The organism is Variovorax paradoxus, assembly GCF_024734665.1.
Classification (GTDB): domain Bacteria; phylum Pseudomonadota; class Gammaproteobacteria; order Burkholderiales; family Burkholderiaceae_C; genus Variovorax.
In genome coordinates, this window is the sequence record NZ_CP102931.1 from 3,776,465 (window position 1) to 3,796,687 (window position 20,223).

Here is a 20,223-nt window from a genome sequence, read left to right on the forward strand (position 1 = left end):
CTCCCTGGAGACACGACACATGAAAAGACGCGACATCCTCCTCTCGTCGCTGGCCGCGGCATGGGCCGGCGGTGCCTTTGCACAGATCGGCAATGCGCCGGTGCGCATCCTCGTCGGCGCACCCGCGGGCGGCTCGACCGACACGCTGGCACGCTCGCTCGCCGTCAGCATGGGCCCGGCACTCGGCCGCACGGTCATCGTCGAGAACCGGCCGGGCGCGGGCGGCAACATCGCCGCCGATGCGGTGGCCAAGGCCGCGCCCGACGGCAACACACTGCTGATGAGCTTCACCAGCCACGCGATCAACGCCACGCTCTACCCGACGCTGCCCTTCGACCCGGTGAAGGACTTCACCGCGCTCACCTGCGTGGCGACCTCGCCTTCGATCCTCGTCGCGCACCCGTCGGTGCCTGCGAAGGACGTGCGTGAACTCATCGCGCTCGCCAAGGCAAAGCCGGGCCAGCTCAACTTCGCGATCGGCGCGGTGGGCTCGTCGCTGCACATGGCGGGCGAGGCTTTCAAGATGCAATCGGGCGTGGACATCGTGAACATCCCCTACAAGGGCACCGCGCCCGCCGTGCAGGACGTGCTCGCCGGCCAGGTGCAGCTGATGTTCGCGGCCGTGGGCAACGTCAAGGCACACATCCAGGCCGGCAAGCTCAAGGCGCTGGGCGTGACCACGGCGAAACGGCTGCCGGCCTTTCCGAATGTGCCGGCGATTGCCGAGGCGCTGCCCGGCTACGAATCGAGCGCGTGGTTCGGCCTCTTCGGCCCTGCCCGCATGCCTGCCGACCGCGTGAAGCAGATGGGCGACGCGGCGCGCCATGCGCTGCAGCAGCCCGACATGCGCCAGCGCCTCGATACCGAGGGCGCGATTCCGGTCGGCAACTCGTCCGAACAGTTCTCCGCCTTCGTGCAGAGCGAGATCGTGCGTTGGGCCGAGGTCGTCAAGTTCTCGGGAGCCAAGCCGGAATGACACCGATGGCTCCAACCCGCGCGCCAGCCCTGACCCTGGCCCAGAAGCTCATCGCACGCGCGAGCGGACGCGAGCGGGTGTCCGTGGGCGAGATCGTGACCTGCGGCGTCGACATGGCGATGTTTCACGACTCCTCGGGCCCGCGCCGACTGCAGCCGATGCTGGAAGAGCTCGGCGCGCAGATCTGGGACCGCTCGCGCGTGGTGCTCGTCATGGACCACTACGTGCCCGAGCGCGACGACGATTCGCGCCGCATCGTGCGCATCGCACGCGACTGGGCGCGCGACCAGAAGCTGCCGCACGTCTACGACAGCCAGGGCATCTGCCACGTGGTGGTGCCGCAGCATGGCCACATCCGACCGGGCATGCTGTGCGTGGGCGGCGACTCGCATTCGCCCACGGGTGGCGCTTTCGGCGCCTACATGTTCGGCATCGGCAGCACCGAGATGCTGGGCGTGATGGTCAACGGCGAGATCTGGCTGCGCGTGCCCGAGACCATCCGCATGTGGTGGGACGGCGCGCTGCCCGCGGGCGTGACCGCCAAGGACATGATGCTGCACATGATCGGCCGCTTCGGCATGAACGGCGGGCGCTACCAGGCGGTCGAATTCGCGGGGCCGGCCGTCAAGGCGCTGTCGATGCAGGAGCGCATGACGCTCTCCAACATGAGCGCCGAACTCGGCGCGCAGGCCGGATTGATCGCGCCCGATGCGACCACGGCGCAATTCCTGGCCGAAGCCGGCGCGCCGCCGGTGGACATGGCGCCCTGGTTCACCGACGACGATGCCGCGCTCACGGACTACCGCTTCGATGCCTCCACGCTCGAACCGTACATTGCCGCACCGCACAGCCCGGCCAACGCCCACGGCGTGAGCCGGTACGCGGGCACGCACGTCGACGTGGCCTACATCGGCGCCTGCACCGGTGCCAAGCTGGACGACCTGCGCGCTGCCGCGCAGGTGCTGCGCGGCCACAAGGTGGCGAGCGGTATCCGTCTCATCGTGGCGCCCGCCAGCCTGCGCGACCAGGAGCAGGCGCGCGAGGAAGGCGTGCTGCAGGTGCTGATGGACGCCGGTGCCGAACTCTTCCCGACGGCCTGCGGCGCTTGCTCGGGCTACGGCGACCCTATGGGCGACGACATCACCGTCATCTCGACCACGGCGCGCAACTTCAAGGGCCGCATGGGATCGCCGACTGCGCAGGTCTATCTGGGCTCGCCCTACACGGTGGCGGCGGCCGCATTGCGCGGCTGCGTGACCGATCCGCGCGAGGTACTTGCATGAGCGTAACCAAAGCGACGCACCGCGTCTGGCGCCTGGGCGCCGACATCGACACCGACCTGCTCGCGCCGGGCCATGCCATGAAGCACGGCATCGACATCATCGCGAAGCACTGCCTGGAGGCCATCCGCCCCGACTTCGCCACTGGCGTGCAGCGCGGCGACGTGCTGGTGGCCGGGCCCAACTTCGGCATCGGCTCCTCGCGCGAGCAGGCCGCCGCCGTGCTGGTGCACCTGGGGGTGGCCGCCGTCGTCGCGCCTTCGTACAGCGGCCTGTACTTTCGCAATGCCTTCAACGTGGGCCTGCTGCTGCTGACCTGCGCCGAGGCCGAGACCTTGAGCGAAGGCGAGCAGATCGCCCTCGACACCACGGCTCCCGAGATCGTCGCACCCGGCCGCAAGCGCCTGGCCTGCGAGCCGGTGCCCGGATTCCTCATGGACATGGTCCGCGCCGGCGGATTGATGAACCAGTTGCGCCAGCGCTCTGGCCGCCCCGTCTTCAAGAAAGCCCACGATGCATGATCCTTCTTCCGCCACAACCATCGACCCCGTCACGCTCGCCGTCCTGCGCGGTCGTCTCGAACAGGTGGCCGACGAAATGGACGCCACGCTCTACCGCAGCGCGTTCAACCCCATCATTGCCGAGGCGCACGACGCCTGCCACGGCCTCTACGACGCGGCGAGCGGCGACACGCTGGTGCAGGGCAAGTCGGGCTTGCCGGTGTTCGTGGGCGCCATGGCCTTCGCGGTGCGCGCCACCGCCAAGGCAGCCAAGCCGCGCGGCGGCATGAACGACGGCGACATCTGGATCAGCAACGACGCCTACGACGGCGGCACGCACGCCAACGACTTCAAGCTGGTGAAGCCGTTCTTTCGCAACGGCAAGCTCTACTGCTACATGGCCTCGGCTGCGCACTGGCACGACGTGGGCGGTGCGGTGCCCGGCAACTACAACCCGGCCGCCACCGAGTGCTGGCAGGAGGCGGTGCAGATTCCGCCGGTGCGCATCGTGCAGGGCGGCGTGCTCGATGCGGACGTGCTCGCGATCCTGCAGGCCAACACGCGCCTGCCCGACAGTCTTTGGGGCGACCTGAACGGACAGCTCGCCGCACTGGAGCTCGGCGAGAAGCGGCTGAACGGCCTGCTCGACGAGTATGGCGACGACCTGGTGCTCAACGCGCTCGGCGAGCTGCGCAGCCGCGCGCTGCGCTTGATGCGCTCGCACATCGCCTCGCTGCCCGATGGCCGCTACAGCTTCGAGGACGTGCTCGACAACGACGGCATCGTGAACGAGCCGCTGACCATCGCGCTCGACATGACGGTGGCCGGCGACCGGCTGCTGCTCGATTTTTCGCGCACCTCGCCGCAATGCGCGGGGCCTGTGAACATCTCGCGCGCCACGGCGGTGGCCGCCTGCTACGTCGCGCTCAAGCACCTGTTCCCCGATGTCCCCGCCAATGCCGGCGTGCTCGATGCGGTGGACTTCAACATTCCCGACAAGCTCGTGATCAGCTGCGAGCGCCCGCGCCCGGTCGGCGGCTACACCGAAACCATCCTGCGCATGATCGACGTGATCTTCAGCGCGGCGGCGCAGGCCGACCCGACGCGCGCCGTGGCGCAGGCCTACGGCACGATCAACGCGCTGTCGATCGCGGGCCACCGCAGCGACAAGGGCCGCGAAGGCCAGCGCTGGGTGATGTTCAGCTTCTTCGGCGGCGGCCATGGCGGCCACTCGGGCGGCGACGGGCTCTCGCACGGCAATGCGCCGATCTCGACCGCGACGATTCCGCCGCTCGAAATTCTCGAAGCCGCCTACCCCGTGCGCTTCACCGAATGGTCGCTGCGCGCCGATTCGGGCGGCGACGGAAAACACCGCGGCGGCCTCGGCGCCGTCTACGAAATCGAGCTGCTGGAGAAAGACGCCGAAGTGTTCGTCTTCGGCGAGCGCGGCACCTCGCCGCCCAAGGGCATCGCGGGCGGCGGCGAAGGCGCGGTCAACAAGTTCAGCTACGAGAACGCGGGCGAGTGGCACACGCCGCCCATGGTGTCGAAGATGCGTGGCATCCAGCTCACGCGCGGCGAGCGCGTGCGGCTCGAAACGCCCGGCGGCGGCGGCTGGGGCCACGCGGCCGATCGGCCTGCGCAACAGCGCGAGGCCGACAGCGCGATGGGCTATGTGACAACCGGCACCCCCACCGGCGGCAGCAAGAAGAAGGCGTCCGAATGACTTCCACTGATAAATCCCTTGTCGTCGGCGTCGATGTCGGCGGCACCTTCACCGACCTCTTCGTGCTCGACGAGGCCCACGGTACGGCGCGCATCGTCAAGGTGCCCTCCACGCGCGGCGAAGAAGCGCGCGGCTTCATGAACGGCGTGGCACGCGTGGCCGACTCGGCCGCGGCCATCGCCACCATCGTGCACGGCACCACGGTGGGCACCAACGCGCTGCTCGAACGCAAGGTGGCGCGCACCGGCATCATCACCACGCGCGGTTTCCGTGACGTGCTCGAGATGCGCCGCCGCGACCGGCCCGAGACCTGGGGCCTGCGTGGCAGCTTCACACCGGTGGTGCCGCGCGACCTGCGCCGCGAAGTCGACGAGCGCGTGCTCGCCGACGGCACGCTGCACACCGCAGTCGATCTGGACCAGGTGCGCGCCGAAGCCCGCTCGCTGCTCGAAGCCGGCTGCGAGGCCGTGTGCGTGTTCTTCATCAACACCTACGCGAACCCCGAGAACGAGCGCCTCGCCGTCGCGGCGGTGCGCGCGCTCTGGCCCAACCCGCACGTCACCTCGGCCAGCGAAGTGCTGCCCGAGATCCGCGAGTTCGAGCGCTGCTCGACCGCCACGCTCAACGCCGCACTGCAGCCCGTGGTGGGCGGCTACCTCGAGCGGCTCGAATCCGACCTGCGCGGCCAGGGCTTTGCCGGCGAGCTGCTGGTGGTGCAGAGCAACGGCGGCGTGATGTCGCGGCAGACCGCGAGCGACCTGCCGGTGCGCACGGCGCTGTCAGGCCCGGCGGCCGGCGTGATCGCCTGCGCGGCCATTGCGCGCGCGGCGGGCTTTCCGAACGCGATTACCGGCGACATGGGCGGCACCTCGTTCGACGTGTCGCTGGTGGCGAACGGCGAAGCCGCATTGGCCGCGCAGACCGCGATCGAGTTTGGCATGGTGATCCGCTCGCCGATGATCCAGATCGAAACCATCGGCGCCGGCGGCGGCTCCATCGCCTCGGTGGATGCGAGCGGCATGCTGCAGGTCGGCCCCGAGTCGGCCGGCAGCGTGCCGGGTCCGGCCTGCTACGGGCGCGGCAACATGCGCCCGACGGTGACCGATGCGAACGTGCTGCTGGGCCGCATCGCCGCCGATCGCCCACTGGGTGGAGGACTGCTCGCGGCACTGGATGCGCAGAAGTCGCGCCAGGCGATCGAGGAGCACGTCGCCCGGCCACTCGGCCTGGACGTGCACGCGGCCGCGGAAGCCATCCTCACCGTGGCCAATGCGCGCATGGCGGGCGCGATCCGCCTCGTGTCCATCGAACGCGGCCACGACCCGCGTCGCTTCGCCTACATGCCTTTCGGCGGCGGCGGTGCGCTGCATGTGTGCGCGATGATGCGCGAGGTGGGCGTCGCGACCGGCATCGTGCCGCGCTACCCCGGTGTGACCTCGGCCCTCGGCTGCGTGATCGCCGACATGCGCCACGACGCGGTGCAGACCCTCAACAAGCCTTTGACCGAGCTCGATGTGGGTGACCTGCAGCGCCGCATCGACGAACTGGCCGCGAGCTGCCAGCAGCGCCTGGATTCATCGGGCGTGCGCTTCGACCAGGTGCGCGAGGTCATCGCACTCGACATGCTCTACGCGGGCCAGACGCACACTCTGCCCGTGGTGCTCGCCGACGCGGGCAAGGCGCCAATCACGGCCGCATCGATCCGCGCCGCATTCGAGGCCAGCTACACCGCCGCATTCGGCCGGGTGCTCGAAGGCATTCCGGTCCGCGTGATGAACCTGCGTTATGCACGCATCGGCGTGCGACCGAAGTTCGACCTGAAGGTGCTGGCACCCGAAGGGCGGGGCAGCATCGTGCCGCTGGGCACGCAGCGCGTGTTCCACCACGGCCAGTGGCACGAGGCGGTGCGCTACGCTCGGCTCGACCTGCCAGTGGCTGCGCGCATCGAAGGCCCTGCAATCCTCGAACAGGCCGACACCACCGTGTGGCTCGAACCCGGATTCCATGCCGAGGTCGACGCGCACGGCAACCTTCTGGTGAGGCTGTCATGAGCACAGGCAAGAAATCCGTTGCAGCGAAGACCGCGCTGGTCGTCATCGACCTGCAGAACGACTTTCTCGATGCCAGCGGTGCCTATGCGCGCGGTGGCGACACCAATCCGCCGGCGCTGCTGCTGCCGGTGCGCGTGGCCGAGGTGGCGCGTGCGCTCAAGGCGGCGGGTGGCCTCGTGGCCGCAAGCCAGTTCACGCTGTGGCCGAACGCGGCCGGCGAACCGATGGTGTCGCCGCACCTCAAGGCGATGCGCCCTTATCTGAAAAAAGGCGACTTCGCGCCCGGCAGCTGGGGCCAGGCGAACGTCGACGCGTTGACCGGGCTGGTCGACGTGACGGTGAGCAAGGTCGCGTACTCGGCCTTCTTCAACACACAGCTCGACTGGGTGCTGCGCCACGCCGGCATCGACACGGTGGCGGTCTGCGGCATCGTCACCAATGGCGGCGTCGCGAGCACCGTGCGCGATGCGCACATGCGCGACTACCGCACGCTGGTGCTGTCCGATGGCTGCGCGGCCTTCGGCGAAGAACGCCACCAGACCTCGCTGGCCGACATGCGCAACGTGGCCGAGGTGACGGACTGCACAACCTTCATCGCATCGCTCGCATGACGACAAAGCCTCCGCGCCACATCCGTCGCGCCGCGCAGGTCGAGGCCGAAGTGCACGTGCCGGTGGCCATCGTCGGCGGCGGCGCCTGCGGGCTCACGACCGCACTGATGCTGAGCGATGCGGGCGTGGCCTCTGTGGTGCTGGAGCGCGACGCGCTGCCGAGCGGATCGACCGCGCTGTCCTCCGGCTTCATCCCCGCGCCCGGCACTCGCGCGCAGCGAGCGCATGGCGTACATGACGACAGCGCCGGGCGCTTCGCCGCCGACATCCAGGCCAAGGCCCATGGCCACGCCGCACCTGCGCTGGTCGAGGCCTATGCGGCGTCCATCGGTCCGGCGCTCGATGCGCTGCAGGAACGGCACGGCCTGCTGTGGATGCTGCTCGACGGCTTTCTCTATCCGGGTCACAGCGTGCATCGCATGCATTCGCTGCCGCAGAAAACCGGTGCGTCGCTGATGGCGGCCTTGCAAGCGGCCGTCGAGGCGGCGGGCATTCCCGTGCTGACGCAAGCGCTGGTCGACACTCTGGTGCTCGATGCCGAAGACCGCGTGATCGGCGTCGACTACTTGCGCCCCGATGGCAGCCGCGAAACGCTGGCCTGCGATGCGCTGCTGCTCGCCTGCAATGGCTTCGGCGGCAACGCGGAAATGGTCCGCACGCTGCTGCCCGAGATGGCCGAAGCCACCTTCGGCGGTCACGTCGGCAACGACGGCAGCGCGATCCTGTGGGGCCAATCGCTGGGCGCACGTCTGCGCGACCTCGGTGGCTACCAGGGCCATGGCTCGTGGGTCACGCCGCAAGGGGCGCTGATGTCGTGGGCCGTGATGATGGAAGGCGGCGTACAGCTCAACTGCGAAGGCCTGCGCTTTCACGACGAGACGCAGGGCTACTCGGAAGCCGCGGTGCACGTGCTCGCGCAACCGGGCGGCATTGCCTGGAACGTGTTCGACACGCCGCTGCTCGCACTGGCGCGGGGCTTCCCCGACTTCTGCGAGGCCGAAGCGGCGGGCGCGTTGCGCCGCTGCGAATCGGTGGCTTCGCTGGCGGATTGCATCGGCTGCGAGCCTTCCGTGCTGCAAGGCACGTTCGACGCCATGCGCGCCAGCACGCCACCGCCCGATGGCCGCGTGTTCGCACGCGCGCTCGAAGCGCCGTACTTCGCAGTGAAGGTTACGGGCGCGCTGTTCCACACCCAAGGCGGCCTCGACACCGCGCCCGACATGCGCGTGCTGCGGCACGACGGCACGCCCTTCACCAACCTGTTCGCCGCCGGTGGCGCGGCGGGCGGTGTTTCTGGCGATGAGGTGTGGGGTTATCTCTCCGGCAACGGCCTGCTGAGTGCGGTGGCCGGAGGCTACATCGCGGCGCACACTGCCGCTGCATTGAGCCATTCGACGAAAGCGTCTCCATGACGAACCCTTCCTTCAAGGCCCGGCTCGCACGCCACGACATCGTGCTTGCGCCCGGCGTGTACGACGCGCTCAGCGCCCTCGTGGCCGAGCAGGCCGGCTTCGAGGCGCTCTACCTCTCGGGCGCCTCCATCGCCTACACGCGGCTCGGCCGTTCCGACGTCGGCCTCACCACCTACACCGAGGTGGCCGACACCCTGGCCCGCATCACCGAGCGCGTGAGGCTGCCTGTGATCGTCGATGCCGACACCGGTTTCGGCAACGCGCTCAACACCCAGCGCACAGTGCGCGGCTTCGAGCGCGCGGGCGCGGCGATGGTGCAGATCGAAGACCAGACCTTTCCCAAGCGCTGCGGCCACCTCGACGGCAAGGCCGTGGTGCCCGAGCGCGAGATGGTCGGCAAGCTCAAGGCCGCACTGGACGCGCGCGCCTCGAGCGACACGCTGATCCTCGCGCGCACCGATGCGGTGGCGGTCGAAGGGCTAGCCGCTGCTCTGGACCGCGCCGAGGCGTACCTCGAATGCGGCGTGGACGCGCTCTTCATCGAGGCGCTGCGCTCGCCCGAGCAAATGGACGCGGCCTGCCGGCGCTTCGGCGACCGCGTGCCGCTCCTGGCCAACATGGTCGAAGGCGGCAAGACACCGATCCAGGACGCGGACGCGCTGCAGAAGCACGGCTTTCGCATCGCGATCTTTCCAGGCGGCACGGCGCGCGCGGTGGTGCACACGCTGCGGGGCTACTACGCGAGCCTGCATCAGCACCGCACCACGCAGCCGTGGCGCTCGCAAATGCTGGACTTCGATGAGCTCAACGAAGTGGTCGGCACACCAGATTTGATACGCAACGGGCAGAAGTACGAATAAGCTAAGCCGCTGTCATGCATTTCTGAACGTAGCGCGCAATGGCTTCCACGCTACGAAATTCGTCTACGGAGCGTGCTGGCGTATCGGCGTACTGGCCGTTCCACATGCGCGCCAATGCCCGCCCTGGACCAATCTCGATCACGCATGCCACTCGTCGCCCGGCGACGCTTTCCATGCATTCGTCCCACCGCACTATGTGATCGATCTGCATGGCCAACGCGTGCTTGAGTTCAGGCGGCTCGGCAACGCGGCCCGCCGCATCGCTGAAGAGAGGAACTCCGGCAGCACGAAACGCCAGCGGCGCAATGTGCGCAGCAAAGCCCTGCGCCGCCGCAGCCATCCACCGTGTATGTGATGCCACCTGCACATTGAGAAGCAAAGCGTGCACGCCCTGGCGTTGCGCCGCTTCGATTGCGAGCGGCAGCACGACTTGCAGGCCCCCGAGCACAACGCTGTCGATGCCGTTTCGTATGGCGACGACCAGATCGAATTCTTCGCACAGCCGTTCGAGCAGCGATTCGGTCACCCCGCTGACGCCCATCAGGCCTGTGGAATTCGACTCACCAGCACAGTCCATCAGCGCTGCGCGGCGATGCGCCAACTCAAGGGCCGTGTTCGCATCGAAAACGCCAGCCGCCGAGAACGCCGCCAGTTCGCCAACACTGTAGCCGGCCGCCGCCGCTGGCGCTGGCGCTGGAAGACATGGGGCAAGCTGGGCCCATGCAGCCAACGCCAGGCCTGTCAGCAGAACCTGGGCATTCGCATTGCGCCCCGCCCAAACGGGATCTTTTACGCATGCTCTCCAGTCATCGATGCCGAGTAACTGCTGCATGGCGTGCACCGTTTCATCATTCGCGAGCCAAGGCAGCATGTCGGGATGCTGCATGCCCTGGCCCGAAAAGACGACGGCGTAGCTCATTCCGCCACGCCGCAGATGCGCTGCATCCAGCACGCCGCGGCCAGGGTATCCGCAGCGCCACCAGGCGACAGACGAAGCGCGACGAAGTCACGGTGAACCGCGTGTGCGGCTTCCATGCCCCCCTGCCCTGCTGCACCGCCCTTCGCAAGAAAATCGCGCGCTGCCTGCTGTGCGTCGCGCAGGCCCTGAATTCCGCCGCGGTGCGCCAGGTTGCTGTCGTCCAGTACAGCCATGACGGCGAACAAGGTATCGACACGCGCCTGCTCCGGGCTCAGACCGCGCCGCACCGCACGAAAAAGTGTCGGAACCGCCGTGTCGAACAACACCGGGAATCCAAGCGCGGCCTCTTGCGATGCGCTTCGCAATCCATGGCGGCGGGCCGCGATGCCGCCTGGCAAGGTGGAAACGCGGTCGCTGCGGGCCTGCAACGCATCGCCCCAATGTCGACGCAATGCGATCCGCAGTGCGGCTGGACGCGCCGGCTCCCCATCGCGTCGCGCCGCACCGGCGGCGGCACAGAGCAGGCCCAAGGTAAAGACGGCGCCGCGGTGTGTGTTCACGCCACCCGTCGCCTCCAACATCTGAGCCTCTGCGGCAATTCCACAAGCTTCCAGTGCGTTGAAAGGTGCATGCGCCTCGCCCAACTCAGCGATCTGCACGAAGTAGTGCCGCAGCGCAATGAGGCTTCGCATGAAGGTGTGTGCGTCCATGTCGTCATGACTGCCGTTGTCGACGAAGGACACCAGTCCTGGCTTCGGTGCCAACGCCAGCTCGTCGTACAGCGCCAGCGTTGCCGCGCAGCCGATTGCGTGCGATGAAGGCGGTGAAGAGAACGCTGTCCAGACGCGGGCGAGAGGTAACGCAGTGCTCATGCCGCAAGCCCCATCTCTTGACTGTCTTCGGGCACGAAGGCGTTTGTCTCCAGGCGGGCACCGCACACGTGCTTTACGAGCACGCTGCGCGAATGTCCGGCCCGCCAGGCACTCCACTCGCGCCAATTGACCGCGCTGCCATCGCGAAAGACAAGTTCGCCATCAAGCCGCAACCGCCCGGGCGCCTGGGCCTGCAGACAGGCAGCCACGAAGTCCGCGTGGCGTGCATTGTCGACCGCGATCCACAAGTCCAGATCGGATCCCGGGTGCACGTACCGCAAGCCCGTGAGTTGTTGCCAACCATAGCTGCCGTAGGCGCGCACCTGCACGCGCCCCACTTCGAACGCTGTCGCCAACCTGTGCCAGGCCGCGCGCGCATCGCGCGGCAGCAAATGCAGCACCTCGTTTGCGCGCGGAAATTCACCGAAGCACAGGATGGCCGAACGCGGCACCTGCAAGCTGAGCCGGCGGCGGCCCCAGTGAGTTGGCGCGGGAAGCCCGAGCGAGACAGTTTCCTCCTGCGCGGTCGCAAGCTCGTGTTGGCGTGTCACGACGAGCGGAAGGCCTCGATCTGCCCAGTGCGCGATGCACGCCCTGCCCTCGCAGTCCCATGGGCGGGCCAGCACTTGCGTCCAGCCCTGGCCGGAAAGGTGAGCGAGGCGATGGCGGCGCAGCAGCTTCATGCCAGCACCTCAGGCAGCATCGAGCACACGTTGCGCCACGTCGGCGGCGAGCTTGCGGCCGCCGCGCAAGGCGCCATCCTTGGCACGTCGGTCTTCACCTGTCGCTTCGGACAATGCAGCACGCAACGCCACCTGCAGATTGCCCTCCCAGAGGGCGCGCACGCCGCCCATGGCCACGTAGTTGCCGACACCGGGTGCAAACACAGGATTCGACTCGGAAAGCTCAGTGAGCATGGCCTCGGGCAACTTGGTCACGCGTGCCATCGCAGGGATGCGCATGACACGGATTTCCGCCTCGGGCAGCGCATCGCAGGCATCGGCGATCAGGCCCGAGGTGATGAAGCCGCCCGACAACGCCTGGTCGTACACCAGTCCAATCACTCGATGCCCATTCCGCCGCGCAAGGTCAATACACATGCCGAGGTGTGCCATGGCACGATTGATACCGAGCAATTCGTCGCGTCGGCGCAGCTGCTGGCCCTGGGTATCGATGAGCAGCAGGATCGGTCGACCCGGATGCTGCGAGATCGTGTCAAGCACCACGCGGGCTTGCGCCAACGCGAGCCGAACGCCGATCGATGCGTGATTCGTTGTCCCGATGACCGTGAGCAACTCGCCCTCGAACAAGACCTCCCCTTGAAGAAAATCGCCGGCCTCACGCATGCCGTGGAAGGGGCCAAAAAGTTGCGTGACCAACGTGTTCCATTTCATCTTTGTGCCTCCGTGGCCACGCGCAAGGCATGCATGGCGGCCACGTCAATGTCGGGAATGCGCTGCGCATCGGCCACGCCCAGGCGCTGCCAGAGCGCCATTGCGTCGTCCAGGTCATCGCTGGGTGGCGGCATATCGCGCAAGCGCGCGCTCAGCAGCGCGTGTTCGGTCTCGAGCAATGCCGACGTGACCGGCTTCGCGGCCGAGAGCGCGCAGATGGCCGCCTCGCGGAAGGCCTGCACATCGTCTTCAACGAGCTCGTCGCAATCGCCTGTCAGCCAACGGTGTTTGCCGCCGGTGGTACGCCACACCAGGGCGCGGTCGCGCGAATCGAACTCCTCCACACCGAAGGAAGCCTCGATCACCTCGGGGCCGGACATGGCCAGCCGGCCGCTGTCGCTCATCACGATGTAGTCAGTGCAGCGCGCGACGATGCCCATGCCACCGAAGCAGCCGTTCGCGCCGCCGATCAGCGTGATCACGGGGATGCCCGCCGCACGCACGTCGAGCACCGAGCGCATCACCTCCGACACTGCAATCAGGCCGGCATTGGCTTCGTGCAGCCGCACTCCACCGGACTCGGCCAGCAGCAGCACGGCCGTTGGCCGGTCGCGCAGTGCGCGCTGCAGCAGGCCCACGAGCTTGGCGCCATGCACTTCGCCAACGCCGCCGCCCATGAAGGCGCCCTCCTGCGCGGCAACGAAGACCGTGCGACCGGCCAATGAGGCGCGGCCGATCGCAACGCCATCGTCGAAAGCACAGGGCACACCCAGTTGGGCAAGGTGCGGGCTGGTCAGACGCTCGGACGGCGGCAGCCACTCGTGGAAGCTGCCCGCATCCAGCAGAAGGGCCAGGCGCTCACGCGCCGTGCATTCGGCATAGCTGAGGCTCATGACGATGCTCCCGGCAGTTCGGCCACGGCCTGGCCGAGCCGCAGGCCCACCACTGCGGGGGTGGCGCCCATGTCATTGATCGAGATGCGGATGCCTCCGAGCGGATGCCGTTCGTGAAAGTCCGCCAGCACTGCCCGCCAGATGGGTTCGAAGCCGCGCGCCGAGGTCTCGATGCGCACGGTGCAGTCATCGCCGGCAGCGCTCTCGAGCATCACCTCGAGGTTGCCCGAGCCGACCACGCCGACCAGGACTGGCGCAAAGGTGTCCGCGATGCGCTGCCCGGGGAAGGAAAAGTCCAGGATTTCGAGTCCTGCTGGAATGCTCATGATGGTTGTTTCCTACCAGTTCCTGAATCGTCGGGGCGGCTGGTACAGCCCGCCCGAGGCGCGCACGATGTCGCGCATGCTGCGCGCGGCCAGAAGGTTGCGCGTGGCGTCACGCGGGTCGATGCCCAGATCCTCCGGCCGGCGAATCACGCCGCGGTCGCGCAGGTTCTCCACCGCGCGCTTGTCGCGCCCCAGCCCGACCGCCGTGTAGCCTGCTACGCCTCGGATCGCCTGCTCGCGCTCTGCATCGTTGCGGCACAACAGCAGGTTGGCGATGCCTTCCTCGGTGAGGATGTGACTCACGTCGTCGCCGTAGATCATGATCGGCGGCAGTTCCATGCCCGACTGTTCCGCCAACTGCCATGCGTCCAGCCGGTCGACGAAGGCGGGCTGCATGTGCTCTCGGAAGGTTTCGACCATCTGCACCACCAGCTTCTGGCCACGCGGCGTGCCGGCCGCGCCGCCGCGGCCCGCGCGCGCTTCCTGGCCCGCCTTGAGCCAGGCCGGGCTCGTGTGGCGTCGACCGCGCGCGTCGGCGCCCATGTTGGGCGCGCCGCCGAAGCCCGCAATGCGTCCCAGCGTGGCGGTCGAGCTGTTGCCGTCGAGGTCGATCTGCAGCGTCGACCCGATGAAGAGGTCGCAGGCGTAGTGCCCTGCGGCCTGGCAGAACGCGCGGTTGCTGCGCAGCGACCCGTCCGGGCCGGTGAAGAACACGTCGGAGCGCGCGCGGATGTAGTCCTCCATGCCCAGCTCGGAGCCGAAGGAATGCACCGATTCGACCCAGCCTGCCTCGATCGCCGGGATCAGCGCGGGATGCGGGTTGAGCGCCCAGTGCTTGCAGATCTTGCCCTTGAGGCCGAGCGACTCGGCATAGGTCGGCAGCAGCAGTTCGATCGCTGCCGTGTCGAAGCCGATGCCGTGGTTCAGGCGCTGAACGCCGTATTCGGCGTAGATGCCCTTGATCGCCATCATGGCCATCAGCACCTGAATCTCGCTGATCTGCGCCGGGTCGCGAGTGAACAAAGGTTCGATGAAATTGGGGCGCGGCGCTTTCACCACGAAGCTCACCCAGTCCGCCGGTATGTCGATGCGCGGCAGCTTGGTGGTGCGGCCATCTACCAGCTCGTTGACCTGCGCGATCACGATGCCGCCGGAAAAAGCGGTGGCTTCGACAATGGCGGGAGTGTCCTCGGTGTTGGGGCCGGTGTAGAGGTTGCCCTCGGCGTCCGCGGCATGGGCAGCCACCAACGCCACGCGCGGTGTGAGGTCGACGAAGTAGCGCGCGAAAAGCTCCAGGTAGGTGTGGATCGCGCCGATCTCGATGCGCCCGGCCGACACCAGCTTGGCCAGGCGCGCGCCCTGCGGCCCCGAGAAGCTGAAGTCCAGCCGGCTCGCCACGCCGTTTTCGAACAAGTCCAGGTGCTCGGGCAGCGCGAGCACCGACTGCACCATGTGCAGGCCGTGCACCCGCGCCGTGTCGACCTGCACCAGCGCGCGGGCCAGGAAGTCGGCCTGCTTCTGGTTGTTGCCTTCCAGGCAGACCCGGTCGCCTGGCTCCAGCACGGCCTCCAGCAGCGTGCCGATCGCTTCGGTGGCCACCAGCTTGTCCTGGCGCTGCGTGCCAAGTGCCTGCGCGGCGCGGGCCAACCTGTCCGCGCGGTTTTCGGTCCTGGTGTTCCAGTTCATGCGATCCATTCGTCCATTCCTCAACCCATCACCGCCTTGACGGCAAAAAACAGCACGGACGGGCCCAGGAGGCAGCCCAGTCCGGTATGGAAAGTAGCGACCAGCGCACCGTAGGGCACCAGCTTGCGATCGGTGGCCGCGAGGCCGGCCGACACGCCGCTCACAGTGCCGGCAAGGCCGCCGAAGACCATCGCCGAGCGCGGCGTCTTCAGGCGCAGGAAGCGTGCGGCCATCGGGGTGCCGACCATCACGAGGATGGCCTTGACCAGGCCAGTCGCGATGCTCAGCGCCATCACGTCGGGGCTGGCACCGATGGCCGCCCCCGTGACGGGGCCCACGATGTAGGTGACGGCCCCGGCGCCGATCGTTGTCATGCTGACCGCGTCGGAGTAGCCGAAGCTCCAGGCGATCGCCGCGCCCACTACAAAAGGCAGCAGCGTCCCGAGCAACAGCGAGACCACTCCGATGAGCCCAGCCTGGCGAGCCTCGGTGACCTGCACTTCAAAGGCCGTGGCAACAATCGCGAAATCGCGCAGCATGGCCCCGCCCATCAGGCCGATGCCTCCGAACAGCGACATATCGGCCAGGCCTTTGTGGCCCCCGGTCCGGGTGCCGCCCCAATAAGCGAGGATGAGTCCGATCACGATGGCGATGGCCGATCCGTGCACGCGCCCGAAGGTCAGGCGGCGCGAGATCTGGCCAGAAAGCAGCACGATCAGCCCCACGACCATGAAGGCGCTGACCAGGCCGTTCTGCAAGGCCGCTTTTTCGAGGATTTCAAGCATGGCGCTCATTCCGCTTCGTTGAGAAGAGGGTTGTCGTTGCGCACCGGCTCGGCCTGCGAGCTGGCGACCGGATGCTCCATGCGATTGATCAGCGAGATCACCACCGCGCAGACGGCAACGGCCGCCAGCGCCGAAAGTAGTGCGACAGGTCCACCGCGCAACGCGGAAACCATGTCCTGCTGCGCCGCCATGGCGACCACCACCGGGATGTACATGGCGCCCCAGTACTCCACGCCCAGTTCGGTCAACTTGGGCAGGATGCCCTTCCTGTTCATGTAGATGCGCGCCGTGATGAGCAGCAGCATCGCGATGCCCACGCCGCCGACGTTGGTCTTTACGCCCAGCGCCTGACCCAGCAGGTCGCCCAGAAAAATGCCCAGCAGATGGCACAAGGCCAGCAGCGCGGTGCCGTAGATGATCATGGGTTATGTCTCCGGAGTGACGGCGCGCGAGGGGCGCTGTTCCTGGAGACGTACGGTATCGGCTTGCCCGGCCGCAATCAATTAACGGCAGTCGACGACAGTTACTCTCAGCGAAACGATCGAGGGTGCCAATGCGATGGCGCGCTCAGGCCAGTTCGGCTCTGGCGCTCCTGCATACCGCGAGCAGCGCAAGCAGGTTCGGGTCGCGCTCGCGTGTACGCAGGAAGCTGACTCCCAAGGTCTGGCGCATCAGGTACTTGGGCGCCAGCGGAATCAGTTGGACCTTCTGCGAGAACAGGTCGCGCACGCGCCCTGGCAGCAGCGTGTAGCCAATGCCGCCGCTGACCAGGTTCATCAGCGAGAAGATGTCGCCGGTCTTCATCACCACGTTGGGAGTGAAGTTCGCCACGCGAAAGGCCTCCACGAACCCGTTGTAGGTAGCGAACCCCTCCTTGAGGCTGACGAATTTCTCGTCGGAACATTCGCTCAGATCGACGCAATCGAGCGTGGCGAAGCGCGATCCCATAGGGGCCGCGAAGTAGATGTCGTCTTCGAACAGCGGCTCCGAAACGATGTCGCCAGCCTCTTCCGGGACCGCCATCAGCGCCGCATCGACGGCGCCGTCGCGAATTTTCTGCAGCAGATCCGCGTTGGAGCCGAGTACGAGCTCGGTCTCAAGGCTGGGCTTGCGCACCTTCATGTGGACGAGGACCGCGGGCACAGTGCGGATGGTCAGCGAGTAGAGCGACCCGATGCGGATGCGATCGGCCGAGTAGCCGGCGACCTCGCGCGTGGAGCGGATGCCCGCGGACATGGTGTGCAGCACCTCACGCGCCACTTCGGCCAGCGCATGCGCGGCTTCGGTGGGATGAAGGTTGCGACCCTCATGACGAAACAGTGCGCAGCGCACGCCGACTTCCAGAGAGTGCAAGGCACGGTGCACGCTCACCGTGCTGACCTCGAGCCGCTCGGCCGCGCGCGCGAGATTGCCGGTTTCCATGAACGCGATCAGCGTCTCAAGCTTGCGGAAAGTGATTTCTTCGTCGACACGGGCGTGCATGATGGTCTCGCAGATCAGTCCACATCCTAGCCCTTTGGTGCACTCGGCCGGCCTGGCGCTCCAAGGACGCGGGCGTGCAGTGAACTTTCTGGCCCCCTCGGAGTACGCACCGGAGGCAAAGTTGATGGCATGGCCGCGCCGGGCGTTCGTTCGAAGGACCGGCATTCACGCTGGAGAGGTCGGGATGTTCATCGAACCGCTGCTTGCTTGCGCCATGCCGTCCGAACCAAAGTACAGGACGCATCGATGCACAGGGCCAGGTGACTGCCGACATGAATTTCTCGCACCCGCATCGCATCGCGGCTAGCGGGCCGCATTCCGATCGGTAATCATCTTCGGGGTGATGAAGATCAGCAATTCGCTCTTCTTGACCTCGCGGGTGCGTGATCGGAACAGCACTCCGACATAGGGCAATTCGCCGAGTACCGGTATCCGTGACTCGTCGTTCGTTTCCGACAGTTCGAAGATCCCGCCGATCACGACAGTCCCTCCGTTTTCTACGAGCACTTCGGTCTGAACGTGCTTCGTGTTGATGGCGTAGCCCGCAGTGGTCGACTGGCCGACGGAATCCTTGTTCACATCCAGCGTCAGGATGATGTTTCCTTCTGGCGTGATCTGCGGCGTGACCTCGAGCCTGAGATTCGCCTTCCTGAAGGAGACCGAGGTCGCACCGCTCGACGTGGCAGACTGGTAAGGAAGTTCAGTCCCCTGTTCGATCAGGGCCTTGGTTTGGTCGGCCGTGACGACCCGAGGGCTCGCCACGACCTTGCCCTTGCCGTCTTCTTCAAGCGCGGATATTTCCAGATTCAAAATCTTCGACATGCTGGAGTTGTAGAGCGAAACCGCGAAGGTTCCCGTGGAAGTGCCACTGGAACTGCTGGCCGGCAGGTTGACGAAGTTGCTGCTGGAGGTCGACGAGTACGACACGGTGCCGTCGCTGCTCGTCGTCGCCTGGGTGCCGATCGAACTGTTGCTGCCCTTGGACGATCCACCCAGCTTGACGCCCAGCGATTTGCTGAAAGTGTCCGATGCCTCGACGATGCGCGCCTCGATCAGTACCTGTCGCACCGGCACATCGAGCTTCTGGATCAGCTCGGCGACCTGCTGCAGACGCGAGGGGATGTCCGAGACAAAAAGCTGGTTGGTGCGCGCCTCGGCGATCACACTGCCGCGCGGACTCAGGATGCGTGTGGGCGTGCCTGAGCCGCCCCCACCGCCACCACCGCCACCACTGCCGCTACCCGTCAGGCCTTGCACGAGGGTCGCGGCCTTGGTGTAGTTCAGCTGAAACGACTGGGTACGAATCGGCTCCAGGCTCTGTATGGTGGCCTGCGCTTCGAATTCGAGCTTTTCCTTGGCGTTGATTTCGTCCTTGGGTGCGATCCACAGTACGCCGCCGTTCTTGCGCACGCCCAGGTTCTTCGCCTGCAAGATGATGTCCAGGGCCTGGTCCCAGGGCACGTCCTTCAGCCGCAGCGTCAGTGCGCCGCTCACCGAGTCCGAGGTCACGATGTTGAAGTTCGTGAAGTCGGCGATCACCTGCAGCAGCGAACGGATGTCGATGTTCTGGAAGTTCAGCGAGAGCTTCTCGCCGCTGTAGCTCACGCCCTGCGTGAGCTTGGTCGGATCGATCTTGCGCGGGCGCACTTCCACGACGAACCGGTTCTCGCTCTGGTAGGCGCTGTGCTCCCAGTCGCCCTTGGGCTCGATGGTCATGCGCACGCGATCATCCGCTTGCTGCACCGTCACCCACTGGACGGGGGTGCCGAAATCCGCCACGTCCATGCGGCGGCGCAAACCTTCGGGCAGCGTGGACTTGGTGAATTCGACGACCAGGTTCTTGCCTTGCTGCCGAATGTCGACGCCCACCTGGCTGTTGGCCAGATCGACGATCACGCGGCCGGCGCCATCCGAGCCCAGGCGGAAGTCAACGTCGCGCAGCGGCAAGGTATCCCTGCTGCGGTTCTCCGCAAAGGTGGAAGACATGGGCGCGTTGAGCGCCGCACCGGCGACAGGATCGAGTGACACGAGCAGCGATTGGCCCTGAACCTGGGTCGTGTAGGTCGTTGCCTGTTTGAGATTCAGCACCAGGCGCGTGCGCTCGCCGGCCTGCGCCACGTTGACGGAGCGCAGATTGCCCTGGTTGATTTCGATGGGCGCGCGGCCAACGCCGTTCGTGACTCCGGGAAAGTCAAGGGCGATGCGTGCAGGCGACTGGATGGTGAAACCCGTCGGCGCCGTGACAAGCGGCCGGGAAAAATCGATGCGGATGACCTCTGCACCGGATTGCACCGAAGACGTGACCGATTCGATCGCGTTTTGCGCCTGGGCTGCCGCGGCGCCTCCCCACACGCACAGCAGCAGACATGCGGTACGCAGCCATCGCGCGATGGCAGATTGTTGTTCGTTCACGTTGGGCCTTTTGTTACTGCAGCGATCGGGACGTCCGG

19 protein-coding genes are annotated in these 20,223 nt (G+C 66.9%); 8 read left to right on the top strand and 11 right to left on the bottom strand.

All coding sequences use genetic code 11. The features are described from left to right. The first annotated feature begins 19 nt into the window (after positions 1-19). Genes NWF24_RS17955 through NWF24_RS17990 form a run of 8 tightly spaced genes read left to right on the top strand, consistent with a single transcriptional unit; the run spans position 20 to position 9,416 of the window. Entirely contained in the window at positions 20-976 is a 957-nt protein-coding gene (locus NWF24_RS17955) for a tripartite tricarboxylate transporter substrate binding protein (protein WP_258349705.1), read from the top strand. Then, the gene (locus NWF24_RS17960) at positions 973-2,259 is read left to right on the top strand and encodes a 3-isopropylmalate dehydratase large subunit (protein ID WP_258349706.1); all 1,287 of its coding nucleotides are present in this window, start codon (positions 973-975) and stop codon (positions 2,257-2,259) included. Before NWF24_RS17955 ends, NWF24_RS17960 begins: the two co-directional genes overlap by 4 nt. Next, positions 2,256-2,777, top strand: coding sequence for a LeuD/DmdB family oxidoreductase small subunit (locus NWF24_RS17965; protein WP_258349707.1), 522 nt, complete (start codon positions 2,256-2,258; stop codon positions 2,775-2,777). Before NWF24_RS17960 ends, NWF24_RS17965 begins: the two co-directional genes overlap by 4 nt. Further along, positions 2,770-4,482: a hydantoinase B/oxoprolinase family protein gene (locus tag NWF24_RS17970; RefSeq protein WP_258349708.1), complete on the top strand. Its 1,713-nt coding sequence runs from the start codon at positions 2,770-2,772 to the stop codon at positions 4,480-4,482. Before NWF24_RS17965 ends, NWF24_RS17970 begins: the two co-directional genes overlap by 8 nt. Further along, a complete protein-coding gene (locus NWF24_RS17975; RefSeq protein ID WP_258349709.1) occupies positions 4,479-6,533 on the top strand; it encodes a hydantoinase/oxoprolinase family protein in 2,055 nt (684 codons plus the stop codon). The genes NWF24_RS17970 and NWF24_RS17975 overlap by 4 nt, the downstream gene beginning before the upstream one ends. Beyond that, a complete protein-coding gene (locus tag NWF24_RS17980; protein ID WP_258349710.1) occupies positions 6,530-7,144 on the top strand; it encodes a cysteine hydrolase family protein in 615 nt (204 codons plus the stop codon). The genes NWF24_RS17975 and NWF24_RS17980 overlap by 4 nt, the downstream gene beginning before the upstream one ends. Beyond that, positions 7,141-8,556, top strand: coding sequence for an FAD-dependent oxidoreductase (locus NWF24_RS17985; RefSeq protein WP_258349711.1), 1,416 nt, complete (start codon positions 7,141-7,143; stop codon positions 8,554-8,556). The genes NWF24_RS17980 and NWF24_RS17985 overlap by 4 nt, the downstream gene beginning before the upstream one ends. Further along, positions 8,553-9,416, top strand: a complete 864-nt coding sequence (locus tag NWF24_RS17990; RefSeq protein WP_258349712.1) for an isocitrate lyase/PEP mutase family protein — start codon at positions 8,553-8,555, stop codon at positions 9,414-9,416. The genes NWF24_RS17985 and NWF24_RS17990 overlap by 4 nt, the downstream gene beginning before the upstream one ends. 1 nt (position 9,417) lies before the next feature. Here the strand turns inward: NWF24_RS17990 and NWF24_RS17995 are convergent, their stop codons facing one another. The 11 genes from NWF24_RS17995 to pilQ form a co-directional block, all read right to left on the bottom strand. After that, complete coding sequence (locus tag NWF24_RS17995) at positions 9,418-10,335, bottom strand: acyltransferase domain-containing protein (protein WP_258349713.1); 918 nt, start codon at positions 10,333-10,335, stop codon at positions 9,418-9,420. Continuing rightward, on the bottom strand, positions 10,332-11,207 hold the full coding sequence (gene mdcB, locus NWF24_RS18000) for a triphosphoribosyl-dephospho-CoA synthase MdcB (RefSeq protein WP_258349714.1): 876 nt from the start codon (positions 11,205-11,207) through the stop codon (positions 10,332-10,334). The genes NWF24_RS17995 and mdcB overlap by 4 nt, the downstream gene beginning before the upstream one ends. Continuing rightward, entirely contained in the window at positions 11,204-11,890 is a 687-nt protein-coding gene (gene mdcG / locus NWF24_RS18005) for a malonate decarboxylase holo-[acyl-carrier-protein] synthase (protein ID WP_258349715.1), read from the bottom strand. The genes mdcB and mdcG overlap by 4 nt, the downstream gene beginning before the upstream one ends. A 9-nt stretch (positions 11,891-11,899) precedes the next feature. Next, positions 11,900-12,601, bottom strand: coding sequence for a biotin-independent malonate decarboxylase subunit gamma (locus tag NWF24_RS18010; RefSeq protein WP_258349716.1), 702 nt, complete (start codon positions 12,599-12,601; stop codon positions 11,900-11,902). Next, on the bottom strand, positions 12,598-13,494 hold the full coding sequence (locus NWF24_RS18015; protein ID WP_258349717.1) for a biotin-independent malonate decarboxylase subunit beta: 897 nt from the start codon (positions 13,492-13,494) through the stop codon (positions 12,598-12,600). The genes NWF24_RS18010 and NWF24_RS18015 overlap by 4 nt, the downstream gene beginning before the upstream one ends. Further along, the gene (gene mdcC, locus NWF24_RS18020; RefSeq protein ID WP_371127418.1) at positions 13,491-13,820 is read right to left on the bottom strand and encodes a malonate decarboxylase acyl carrier protein; all 330 of its coding nucleotides are present in this window, start codon (positions 13,818-13,820) and stop codon (positions 13,491-13,493) included. Before mdcC ends, NWF24_RS18015 begins: the two co-directional genes overlap by 4 nt. A 12-nt stretch (positions 13,821-13,832) precedes the next feature. Next, positions 13,833-15,515: a malonate decarboxylase subunit alpha gene (mdcA, locus tag NWF24_RS18025; RefSeq protein ID WP_258349718.1), complete on the bottom strand. Its 1,683-nt coding sequence runs from the start codon at positions 15,513-15,515 to the stop codon at positions 13,833-13,835. An 11-nt stretch (positions 15,516-15,526) separates the two neighbouring features. Further along, positions 15,527-16,291, bottom strand: coding sequence for a malonate transporter subunit MadM (gene madM, locus NWF24_RS18030; RefSeq protein ID WP_258355312.1), 765 nt, complete (start codon positions 16,289-16,291; stop codon positions 15,527-15,529). 5 nt (positions 16,292-16,296) lie between these two features. Continuing rightward, positions 16,297-16,713: a malonate transporter subunit MadL gene (madL, locus tag NWF24_RS18035; protein ID WP_258349719.1), complete on the bottom strand. Its 417-nt coding sequence runs from the start codon at positions 16,711-16,713 to the stop codon at positions 16,297-16,299. A gap of 145 nt (positions 16,714-16,858) precedes the next feature. Beyond that, on the bottom strand, positions 16,859-17,773 hold the full coding sequence (locus tag NWF24_RS18040) for a LysR family transcriptional regulator (protein ID WP_093078231.1): 915 nt from the start codon (positions 17,771-17,773) through the stop codon (positions 16,859-16,861). A gap of 303 nt (positions 17,774-18,076) precedes the next feature. Further along, positions 18,077-20,185 (bottom strand): type IV pilus secretin family protein, encoded by a 2,109-nt coding sequence (pilQ, locus tag NWF24_RS18045; protein WP_258349720.1) that lies wholly within the window; start codon positions 20,183-20,185, stop codon positions 18,077-18,079. Between the last annotated feature and the right edge of the window lie 38 nt (positions 20,186-20,223).